Origin of the sequence: Protaetiibacter intestinalis (genome assembly GCF_003627075.1) — a bacterium.
Taxonomy (GTDB): Bacteria; Actinomycetota; Actinomycetes; order Actinomycetales; family Microbacteriaceae; genus Homoserinibacter; species Homoserinibacter intestinalis.
Genome location: NZ_CP032630.1, coordinates 2,894,990 through 2,906,190, shown reverse-complemented (window position 1 = coordinate 2,906,190; position 11,201 = coordinate 2,894,990). Strand labels below are relative to the sequence as shown.

The window sequence follows — 11,201 nt, the reverse complement described above, 5'->3', positions numbered from 1 at the left end:
CGTTGGCAGGATGATCAAGCCCGATCTCGACCAGGAGCTCCCGGAGGACCTGGGCGCCGTGCACTTCGTGGGCATCGGCGGGTCCGGGATGAGCGGCATCGCCCGGATGCTGCTCGAGGCGGGCCACCGGGTGACGGGCTCCGACGTGCGCCACTCGGCCGCCGTCGACGAGCTGCGGGCGATGGGGGCGCGGATCGCGATCGGCCACGACGCGGCGAACGTCGGCGATGCCGACACGGTCGTCGTGACGGGTGCCCTCTGGCAGGACAACCCCGAGTACCGGCGGGCGCTGGCCGACGGCATCCCCGTGCTGCACCGTGCGCTCGCGCTGAACTGGCTGATCCGCGGGCACCGCACCATCTCGGTCGCGGGAGCCCACGGCAAGACCACCTCGACGGGCATGATCGTGACGGCGCTGCGCGAGCTCGGCGCCGATCCGGGCTTCGTCAACGGCGGCGTCATCGCCGGCTACGGGCGCAGCTCGGCGTCCGGCGGCGGCGAGCTGTTCGTCGTCGAGGCGGACGAGTCGGACGGCTCGTTCCTGCTCTACGACACGGCCGTCGCGCTCATCACCAACGTCGACGCCGACCACCTCGACCACTACGGCACGCAGGAGGCCTTCGAGGACGCCTTCGTGCGCTTCGCGCAGGGGGCGAGCGAGTTCGTCGCGGTGTCGAGCGACGACCCCGGTGCACTCGCCGTCGCCGCGCGGCTCGAGGGCACGCGCGTCGTCTCGTTCGGCTACGCGGCGGATGCCGAGGTGCGGGTGCGCGACGTCGTCGCCGAGGGGCCCGTCTCGTTCACGATCGACTACGACGACCGCTCGCTGCCGGTACGGCTCGCGATCCCGGGCGCCCACAACGCGGTCAACGCCGCGGGCGCCTTCGCCGTGCTCGCGACGCTCGGCTTCGCCCCCGAGGCGATCGTGCGCGGCCTCGAGACCTTCGCCGGCACCGGCCGCCGCTTCGAGCTGCACGGCGAGGTGCGCGGGGTGCGGGTGTTCGACGACTACGCCCACCACCCGACCGAGGTCGCGGCCGCCCTCGCGACCGCGCGGTCGGTCGTCGGCACCGGCCGCGTCATCGCCATCCACCAGCCGCACCTCTACAGCCGCACCCGCATGATGGCGGGGGAGTTCGCCGAGGTGTACGAGCGGCTCGCCGACCACACGGTCGTGCTCGACGTCTACGGCGCCCGCGAGGACCCGGAGCCGGGCGTGACGGGCGCGCTCGTCGCCGAGCGCTTCGGCGACCCCGGGCACGTCGACTACCTGCCGGACTGGCAGGCCGCGGCCGACCGGGTCGCCGAGCTCGCGCGCGAGGGCGACCTCGTGATGACGCTCAGCTGCGGCGACGTCTACCGGATCATCCCGCAGGTGCTCGAGGCGCTCGAGGAGCCGCGGCCGTGACCGGGCGGCGACCGTGAAGCGGCCCGAGGGCTTCGACGCCCCCGAGCCGGTCGCGCCCGCGCGCGACAAGGCCGCCCGCACCGCCGTGCGCGAGAAGCCCGCGGCGAAGCCCGCCGCACCGCGGCCCATCCGGGAGGAGCAGGCGCGCGAGAAGCCGGTGAAGGCGCGCCGGGAGAAGGCCGCACGGCCCCCGCGGCCCTCGGCGGATCGGGTCGCCGCCGCGGAGCTCCGCGCGGCCGAGCGCGCGCGCAAGCGCTACGAGAAGCAGGAGCTCAAGCGGTTCACCCGTCGCGTGCGGCGTCGCCGGATCGCGTGGGCCACGGGCGTCGGCATCGTCGTCATGCTCGTCGCGCTGAGCGTCGGCGCCGTGTACTCCCCGCTGCTCGCCCTCCGCGAGGTGCAGGTCGACGGCACGAGCCGCCTCGACCCCGCGCAGCTGACCGACGCGATCGACGGCCAGCTCGGGGTGCCGCTCGCCCTGCTCGACGAGTCCCGCATCCGCGACGAGCTCGGGCAGTTCACCCTCATCCGCAGCTACACGACCGAGCTCATCCCGCCCGGCACCCTGCTCGTGCACATCACCGAGCGCACGCCGGTCGGCACGATCGTGCGGGGCGCCGAGTTCGACCTCGTGGACCCGGCCGGTGTCGTGATCGCGACGACGACCGAGCGCACCCCGGGGATGCCGGTGATCCGCGTCGAGGGGGACGACGTCGACTCGGCCGCGTTCCGCTCGGTCGCGGAGGTGCTCCTGGCGCTGCCCGAGTCGCTCCACGCGCAGCTCGACACGGTGTCGGCCACGACGCGCGACAACGTCACGCTGACGCTCGCTGGCTCGGATCAGCGTGTCGAGTGGGGGAGCGCCGACCGTTCGGACCACAAGGCGCGCGTGCTCGCCGCCCTGCTCGCGATCCACGCCGGCAGCGGTCCGGGCCTCTACGACGTGTCGGCTCCCGGCACCGCGGTCTTCCGCGCCGACTGAGCTCTCCGGTTTCGCGACACGCGGGGTGTCGCGGGGGTGCGCGCGTCGCGGGCGCTTACCGTGAGGGCAATCAACAGTACTGAGAAAGACTCCAAACCTCAAGTAGAGGTTGAGGGTTTTCTCCAGGAGGCCGGACGTGACTTCGAACCAGAACTACCTCGCCGTCATCAAGGTCGTCGGTATCGGCGGCGGTGGCGTGAACGCGGTGAACCGGATGATCGAGCTCGGCCTGCGCGGCGTCGAGTTCATCGCCATCAACACCGACGCCCAGGCGCTGCTCATGAGCGACGCCGACGTCAAGCTCGACGTGGGCCGTGAGCTCACCCGCGGACTCGGCGCGGGCGCCGATCCCGAGGTCGGCCGACGCGCCGCCGAAGACCACGCGGAGGAGATCGAGGAGGCCCTGACCGGCGCCGACATGGTCTTCGTGACCGCGGGCGAGGGCGGCGGCACCGGCACGGGCGGCGCGCCCGTCGTCGCGCGCATCGCGAAGTCCATCGGCGCCCTCACGATCGGCGTCGTCACCAAGCCCTTCGGCTTCGAGGGCAAGCGCCGCCAGGCGCAGGCCGAGGTGGGCGTCGCGGCGCTCAAGAACGAGGTCGACACGCTCATCGTCGTGCCGAACGACCGCCTCCTCGAGATCAGCGACCGCGGCATCTCGATGCTCGAGGCCTTCTCGACCGCCGACCAGGTGCTCCTCGCCGGTGTGCAGGGCATCACCGACCTCATCACGACCCCCGGCCTCATCAACCTCGACTTCGCCGACGTCAAGTCGGTCATGCAGGGCGCTGGCTCCGCGCTCATGGGCATCGGCGCGAGCCGGGGGGCCGACCGCGCCATCAAGGCGGCCGAGCTCGCCGTGGCCTCGCCGCTCCTCGAGGCCTCGATCGACGGCGCGCACGGCGTGCTGCTGTCGATCCAGGGCGGGTCGAACCTCGGCATCTTCGAGATCAACGACGCGGCCCGCCTCGTGCAGGAGGCCGTGCACCCCGAGGCGAACATCATCTTCGGCGCCGTCATCGACGACACCCTCGGCGACGAGGTGCGCGTCACGGTCATCGCGGCCGGATTCGACGGCGGCGAGCCGATCGTGCGTCCCGCGCAGCCCGAGAAGCGCAGCAGCTACGTCGAGGCCCCCGTACCGGTCGCGGTCGGAGCGGCGGGCGCGACGCCCGAGGTGCCGGACGCCGAGGGCTGGTCCCGCGAGCCCGAGGTGCCCGTGGTGGCCTCGCTCGAGGACTTCGACGACGACGCCGACCTGGACATCCCCGACTTCCTGAAGTAGTGGACTCCGAGCCGCCCCTCGCCGAACGGCTCGCGGCCGTCGACGCCGGCATCGCGGATGCCGCGCGCGCGGCCGGCCGCGACCCCGGCGAGCTCACGCGCATCGTCGTCACGAAGTTCCACCCGGCATCCCTCGTGCGCGAGCTCGCCGCCCTCGGCGTGCGCGACGTCGGCGAGAACCGGCACCAGGAGGCGCAGGCGAAGGCCGCCGAGACATCCGAGCTGGGACTGCGCTGGCACTTCGTCGGCCAGCTGCAGAGCAACAAGGCCCGCGCCGTGCGCGGCTACGCGGCCGCCGTGCACTCGCTCGACCGCGACTCGCTCGTCGACGCCCTCGCCGCGCCCGACGCCCCGCCGCTCGACGGTTTCCTCGAGATCGACCTCTCGGGCGAACCCGGCCGCGGCGGCGCCGACCCCGCCGACGCGGAGCGACTCGCCGAGCGCGTGCTCGCCACTCCGGGGCTGCGGCTCGCGGGCGTGATGGCCGTCGCGCCGCTCGGGCAGGAGGCCCGTCCGGCCTTCGCCCGGCTCCGCGAGGTCTCGGAGCGCATCCGCGCCCTCTCGCCCGGTGCGGACCGCATCTCGGCGGGCATGTCGGGCGACTACGCGGAGGCCATCCTCGAGGGCGCGACACACCTGCGGATCGGCACGGCAATCACGGGAAAGCGACCGATCCCCGGTTAATCTCGGGGTGAACGCACGATCCGGAGGACGACATGGCGAACCCGCTGCGCAAGACGATGGTCTACCTCGGCCTGGCCGACGAGGACTACGACGAGGCCGCCGAGCAGTCGGCCGCCCCGGTATCCGCATCCGCGCCCGCCGCGCAGCCCGCGACCTCGCGCCCGGCCCCCGTGACGCCCCTGCGCCGCGCCGCCGCGCCGCGTCCCGCGCCCGCCGGCATGAACGAGATCCTCACCGTGCACCCGCGCCACTACCGCGACGCGCAGACGATCGCCGAGAGCTTCCGCGAGGGCGTGCCGGTCATCATCAACCTCTCGCAGATGAGCGAGCCCGAGGCGCGCCGTCTCATCGACTTCGCGAGCGGCCTCTCGATGGGTCTCTACGGCAAGATCGAGCGCGTCACCAGCAAGGTCTTCCTGCTCTCGCCCGAGCACGTCGCGGTGAGCGGCGACCAGGCCGAGGCGGAGTCCGACGTCGACGCCGGGTTCTTCGACAAGTAACACCCGTCACACCCGCCCCACTGGCAACCGAACGGGGGGCAGAGGGCGGGACGCCGCGCGGCTGTAATCTGGAGACCCAGTCACCTTCGACTCCTGGCTGAACCTTGCTACGGTTGTGGGATTCGAGTGACAACCGGATGGAAAGCAAGCGAGGTGCGGTCATGGCTCTGACGCCGGAAGATGTCGTCAACAAGCGGTTCAACCCCACGAAGTTCCGTGAGGGATACGACCAGGACGAGGTGGACGACTTCCTCGACGAGGTGGTCGTCGAGCTGCGCCGCCTGAATCAGGAGAACGAGGAGCTGCGCCAGCGGCTCGTCGCCGCCGACGGCCGCATCAGCGAGCTGCAGCGCTCCGCGAGCCAGGCGCCCGTCGCGCCGGCCCCGGCCGCGCCGGCTCCCGTCGCCGCCGCCCCCGCACCCGTCGTCGCCCCGGCCCCCGTCTCGGCACCTCCCGCACCGGTGCCCGCGCCGCAGGCCGCCCCCGAGTTCCCCGCGGGCCAGGACGGGTCGATGGACCAGAGCAACACCAACAACCTGCTCCAGCTCGCCCGCCGCCTCCACGAGGAGCACGTGCGCGAGGGCATGGAGAAGCGCGACCAGCTCATCGCCGAGGGCCACGCGACCGCCGCGCGCCTCGTCTCGGACGCCGAGACGCAGCAGCGCACCGCGATCGAGACCCTCGAGCAGGAGAAGGCGGGCCTCGAGCACCGCGTCGAGGAGCTGCGCGTCTTCGAGGCCGAGTACCGCGAGAAGCTCAAGGGCTACATCGAGGGCCAGCTGCGCGAGCTCGAGTCGGCGGCGCCGATCGCGGCCGCCGAGGCGCCCGCCCAGCAGGCCATCACCTCCGCGACCCCGGTCTACGGCGAGCAGCCGGCCCCCGCGCCGGCCTACGGCGCCCCGGTCGAGGCGGCGCCCGCGCCCGACTTCGGCACGGTCGAGCCCGCGCCGGTCGCCGAGTTCCCGGCCCCGGAGTACCAGGCGCCCGAATATCAGGTGCCGGAGTACCAGGCCCCGGAGTACCAGGCCGCCGAGTTCCCGACCCCGGAGTACCAGGCGCCGTTCGGCGGCGACCTGAGCCAGGCCCCGGCGCCGCAGCCGGCCTCGGCCTCCACGCCGCCGGCCTACGCGGGCTTCCCCGCGCCGCAGCTCGGCAGCGACGCACCGCAGCCCGAGCAGAGCTCCGAGCAGCCCGACTACCCCGCCTACTCGCAGCGTCTCAACGAGTACCCCGGCCTTGGCGGCAACTGAGCCGCAGGGCACGTCGGACGACACAGGGCGTGCACGCGTCAGCGTGCGCGCCCTCGTGCTGCTCGGCGTCGTCGCGCTCGGCATCCTCGCCCTCGACCAGTTCGCCAAGTACCTCGTGGTGACCAACCTCGAGCTCGGTCAGGTGGTGCCCGTGCTCGGCGAGGTGCTGCAACTGCACTTCGTCAAGAACTCCGGGGCGGCCTTCTCGCTCGGCAGCGGCTTCACCTGGGTGCTCTCGATCGTCGCGGTCGTCGTCGTGATCCTCATCATCGTCTTCGCGCGGCGCATCAAGTCGGTCGCGTGGGCGTGGATGTTCGGGCTGCTGCTCGGCGGCGCCCTCGGCAACGTCACCGACCGCCTGTTCCGCGAGCCCGGTTTCGGCACCGGCCACGTCATCGACTTCCTGCAGCTGTGGGGCTTCCCGGCGATCTTCAATGTCGCCGACATCGCCATCGTCACCGGGATGGGGCTGTTCGTGCTCCTCACGGTGCGCGGGGTGGGACTCGACGGCGTGCGCTCCGGGGACTGACATGGAGCGACGCGGAATGCCCGTGCCCGACGGCCTCGTCGGGGACCGGGCGGATGCCGCCGTCGCGCGCCTGCTGGGATTCTCGCGCACCTTCGCGGCGGAGGTCGTGGAGGCGGGCGGGGCGACGCTCGACGGGACGGTGCTCGCGAAGTCCGACCGCATTCGCCCCGGCTGGCTCGAGGTCGAGTGGGCGCCGAAGCTCGAGCCCACGGTCGTGCCGCAGCTCGTCCCGGGCTTCGCCGTCGTGCACGACGACGACGACATCGTCGTGATCGACAAACCGGTCGGGGTCGCCGCGCATCCCGCGAGCGGCTGGGACGGTCCCACGGTGCTCGGCGCCCTCGCGGGCGCCGGCTACCGGATCTCGACCTCCGGTTCGGCCGAGCGGCAGGGCATCGTGCACCGCCTCGACGTCGGCACGAGCGGCCTCATGGTCGTCGCCAAGAGCGAGCGGGCCTACACCGAGCTCAAGCGCGCCTTCCACGACCGCGACGTCGACAAGATCTACCACGCCGTCGTGCAGGGCCACCCCGATCCGTTCTCGGGCACGATCGACGCGCCCGTCGGGCGGCATCCGGGCTCCAGCTGGAAGTTCGCGGTCACCGCCGACGGCAAGCACGCCGTCACCCACTACGACACGCTCGAGGCGATGCGCGCCGCCACCCTGCTCGAGATCCACCTCGAGACCGGCCGCACCCACCAGATCCGCGTGCACATGTCGGCGCAGCGACACCCCTGCGTGGGCGACATCCTGTACGGCGCCGACCCCACGCTCGCCGCCCGGCTCGGCCTCACCCGGCAGTGGCTGCACGCCGTCAAGCTCGGATTCCGGCATCCGGCGACCGGGGAGTACGTCGAGTTCGAGACACGCTACCCCGACGACCTGCAGCGCGCCCTCGACGTCCTCCGCGACGATTAGTCTGGAGTACCGAGCCCCGACGGAGACCGTGTGACGAGCAGCGATTCCTTCGTGCACCTGCACGTGCACAGCGAATACAGCATGCTCGACGGGGCCGCCCGCGTCGGCGACCTCATGAAGGCCGTCGCCGAGCAGGGCATGCCGGCGATCGCCGTCACCGACCACGGCAACAACTTCGGCGCCTTCGACTTCTGGTCGCAGGCGACCGCCGCGGGCGTCAAGCCCATCATCGGCACCGAGGCGTACCTCACGCCCGGCACCCACCGCACCGACAAGACGCGCGTGCGCTGGGGCAACGGGGGAGAGGACGACGTCTCCGGCTCCGGCGCCTACACCCACATGACGATGTGGGCAGAGAACACCGCGGGAATGCACAACCTGTTCCGGCTCTCCAGCCTCGCCTCCATCGAGGGCTACTACTTCAAGCCGCGCATGGACCGCGAACTGCTGCAGCGGTACGCGAAGGGCATCATCGCCACCACCGGCTGCCCCTCCGGCGAGGTGCAGACCCGCCTCCGGCTCGGCCAGTACGAGGCCGCCCGGGAGGCCGCGGCCGAGTTCCGCGACATCTTCGGCAAGGAGAACTTCTTCGTCGAGCTCATGGACCACGGGCTCGGCATCGAGCGTCGCGTCATGGCCGACCTCATCCGGCTCTCGAAAGACCTCGACCTGCCGCTCGTCGCCACCAACGACCTGCACTACACGCACGCGCACGACTCCTCGGCGCACGAGATCCTGCTGTGCGTGCAGTCGGGCTCCACCATGGCCGACCCGAACCGCTTCAAGTTCGACGCGCAGGAGTTCTACCTCAAGACCCCGGCGCAGATGCGCCAGCTGTTCCGCGACCACCCCGACGCGTGCGACAACACGCTGCTGATCGCCGAGCGCTGCGAGGTGGAGTTCAACACGAGCGCCAACTACATGCCGCGCTACCCGGTGCCCGCGGGCGAGACCGAGGAGAGCTGGTTCGTGAAGGAGGTCGAGAAGGGCCTCCACGAGCGCTACCCGAACGGCATCCCGGAGGAGGTGCGGCAGCAGGCCGAATACGAGACGGGCGTCATCACCCAGATGGGCTTCCCCGGCTACTTCCTCGTCGTCGCCGACTTCATCAACTGGTCCAAGGACCACGGCATCCGCGTGGGACCGGGCCGCGGCTCGGGTGCCGGCTCGATGGCCGCGTACGCGATGAAGATCACCGACCTCGACCCGCTGCAGCACGGCCTCATCTTCGAGCGGTTCCTCAACCCCGACCGCGTCTCGATGCCCGACTTCGACGTGGACTTCGACGAACGTCGCCGCGGCGAGGTCATCAAGTACGTCACCGAGAAGTACGGCGAGGAACGCGTCGCCCAGATCGTGACCTACGGCACCATCAAGGCCAAGCAGGCGCTCAAGGACTCCGGCCGCGTGCTCGGCTTCCCCTTCTCGATGGGCGAGAAGCTCACCAAGGCGATGCCGCCCGCCATCATGGGCAAGGACATCCCGCTCGGCGGCATCGTCGACCCCGCCCACCCGCGCTACAAGGAGGCGGGCGACTTCCGCACCCTGCTCGACACCGACGCGGAGGCGCGCACCGTCTTCGAGACGGCGCGCGGCCTCGAAGGGCTCAAGCGCCAGTGGGGCGTGCACGCCGCCGGCGTCATCATGTCGAGCGAACCGCTCATCGACATCATCCCGATCATGAAGCGGGAGCAGGACGGCCAGATCGTCACGCAGTTCGACTATCCGGCCGCCGAGGCGCTCGGCCTCATCAAGATGGACTTCCTGGGGCTGCGCAACCTCACCATCATCGACGACGCCCTCGACAACATCGAGGCCAACCGCGGCTTCCGGCCCGTGCTCGAAGACCTCGAGCTCGACGACCCCGCCGCCTACGAACTGCTCGCCCGCGGCGACACGCTCGGCGTGTTCCAGCTCGACGGCGGCCCCATGCGCGGCCTGCTGCGGCTCATGAAGCCCGACAACTTCGAAGACATCTCGGCCGTCCTCGCGCTGTACCGCCCCGGCCCGATGGGCGCCGACGCGCACACCGACTACGCGCTGCGCAAGAACGGGCAGCAGAAGATCGTCCCCATCCACCCCGAGCTCGAGGAGCCGCTGCGCGACATCCTCGAGACCACCTACGGCCTCATCGTCTACCAGGAGCAGGTGATGGCCATCGCCCAGCGGGTGGCGGGCTTCTCGCTCGGCCAGGCCGACATCCTGCGCCGCGCGATGGGCAAGAAGAAGAAGTCCGAACTCGACAAGCAGTACGAGGGCTTCTCGGGCGGCATGAAGGAGCGCGGCTTCTCCGACACCGCCGTGAAGGCGCTGTGGGACATCCTGCTGCCGTTCTCCGACTACGCCTTCAACAAGGCGCACTCGGCGGCCTACGGCGTGCTCAGCTACTGGACCGCCTACCTCAAGTCGCACTACCCGGCCGAGTACATGGCGGCCCTGCTCACGAGCGTCGGCGACGCCCGCGACAAGCTCGCCATCTACCTCAACGAGTGCCGGCGCATGGGCATCCACGTGCTGCCGCCCGACGTCAACGAGTCCATCGGCTACTTCGCCGCCGTCGGCGAGGACATCCGCTTCGGCCTCGGCGCGGTGCGCAACGTCGGCTTCGGCGTCGTCGACCAGATCCGCGCCGCCCGCGAGGAGAAGGGGGCGTTCACCTCCTTCCACGACTTCCTGCGCAAGGTGCCGCTCACCGCCCTCAACAAGCGCACCATCGAATCCCTCATCAAGGCGGGGGCCTTCGACTCGCTCGGCGCCACCCGCCGGGCCCTCATCGAGATCCACGAGGAGTCCGTCGAATCCGCCGTCTCCGTCAAGCGCAACGAGGCCAACGGCCAGGTCGGGTTCGACTTCGACTCGCTGTGGGACGAACCCGCCGCCGTCGACCACGTGCCCGAACGCCCCGAGTGGTCGAAGAAGGACAAGCTCGCCTTCGAGCGCGAGATGCTCGGCCTCTACGTCTCCGAGCACCCCCTCGACGGCCTGCAGGTGCTGCTCGCCAAGCACGCCAGCATCGGCATCGCCGAACTGCACGCCTCCGAGACCATCCAGGACGGCGAGACCGTCACCGTCGCGGGTCTGCTCACGAGCGTGCAGCACCGCACCGCCCGCAACTCCGGCAACCCCTACGGCGTCGTCACCGTCGAGGACTTCGGCGGCGAGGTCTCCGTCATGTTCCTCGGCAAGACCTACCAGGAGTTCTCGCCGGGACTGCAGGCCGACCAGGTGGTGGTGATCCGGGCCCGCGTCAGCCAGCGCGACGACGGCGTCTCCCTGCACGCGGCGAGCATGTTCGTCCCCGACACGGGCGCGAGCCTCGGCTCCGGCCCCCTCGTCATCCAGGTCGCCGAGAACCGCGCCACGACCGACGTCGTCTCCGCCCTCTCCGACGTGCTCATCCGCCACCACGGCGACTCCGAGGTGCGCCTGCGCCTCGTGCGCGGCGACTCCGCCCGCCTCTTCGAGATCCCCTACCCGGTCGCCGTCACCGCCGACCTCTACGGCGAGCTCAAGAGCTTGCTCGGCCCGAACTGCGTCGTCTGACGCCTCTCAGTCACGTTCCCCCGCTCAGGGGCCCGGATCTCGTCTCCGAGTCGCATTCCCTCGCGTGTCGTCGCTGCGCGCCGACGCGCTCCCGCCAGACCC

9 protein-coding genes are annotated in these 11,201 nt (G+C 71.3%); all 9 read left to right on the top strand.

All coding sequences use genetic code 11. From position 1 onward, the window contains the following. The first annotated feature begins 10 nt into the window (after positions 1-10). The 9 genes from murC (at position 11) to dnaE (ending at position 11,099) form a co-directional block, all read left to right on the top strand. Complete coding sequence (murC, locus tag D7I47_RS13700) at positions 11-1,408, top strand: UDP-N-acetylmuramate--L-alanine ligase (protein ID WP_120763573.1); 1,398 nt, start codon at positions 11-13, stop codon at positions 1,406-1,408. A gap of 13 nt (positions 1,409-1,421) precedes the next feature. Beyond that, positions 1,422-2,390: an FtsQ-type POTRA domain-containing protein gene (locus D7I47_RS13695; RefSeq protein WP_227000697.1), complete on the top strand. Its 969-nt coding sequence runs from the start codon at positions 1,422-1,424 to the stop codon at positions 2,388-2,390. 136 nt (positions 2,391-2,526) lie between these two features. Then, on the top strand, positions 2,527-3,675 hold the full coding sequence (gene ftsZ / locus D7I47_RS13690; protein WP_120763572.1) for a cell division protein FtsZ: 1,149 nt from the start codon (positions 2,527-2,529) through the stop codon (positions 3,673-3,675). Continuing rightward, positions 3,675-4,358, top strand: coding sequence for a YggS family pyridoxal phosphate-dependent enzyme (locus D7I47_RS13685; RefSeq protein WP_120763571.1), 684 nt, complete (start codon positions 3,675-3,677; stop codon positions 4,356-4,358). The genes ftsZ and D7I47_RS13685 overlap by 1 nt, the downstream gene beginning before the upstream one ends. 32 nt (positions 4,359-4,390) lie before the next feature. Then, positions 4,391-4,858, top strand: a complete 468-nt coding sequence (locus D7I47_RS13680; protein ID WP_120763570.1) for a cell division protein SepF — start codon at positions 4,391-4,393, stop codon at positions 4,856-4,858. A 161-nt stretch (positions 4,859-5,019) separates the two neighbouring features. Beyond that, on the top strand, positions 5,020-6,108 hold the full coding sequence (locus tag D7I47_RS15240) for a DivIVA domain-containing protein (protein ID WP_120763569.1): 1,089 nt from the start codon (positions 5,020-5,022) through the stop codon (positions 6,106-6,108). 43 nt (positions 6,109-6,151) lie between these two features. Further along, positions 6,152-6,637, top strand: coding sequence for a signal peptidase II (gene lspA / locus D7I47_RS13670; RefSeq protein WP_120763568.1), 486 nt, complete (start codon positions 6,152-6,154; stop codon positions 6,635-6,637). A gap of 1 nt (position 6,638) precedes the next feature. Continuing rightward, positions 6,639-7,556: an RluA family pseudouridine synthase gene (locus D7I47_RS13665; RefSeq protein ID WP_120763567.1), complete on the top strand. Its 918-nt coding sequence runs from the start codon at positions 6,639-6,641 to the stop codon at positions 7,554-7,556. An 81-nt stretch (positions 7,557-7,637) separates the two neighbouring features. Further along, the gene (gene dnaE, locus D7I47_RS13660; RefSeq protein ID WP_264371304.1) at positions 7,638-11,099 is read left to right on the top strand and encodes a DNA polymerase III subunit alpha; all 3,462 of its coding nucleotides are present in this window, start codon (positions 7,638-7,640) and stop codon (positions 11,097-11,099) included. The last annotated feature ends 102 nt before the right edge of the window (positions 11,100-11,201 follow it).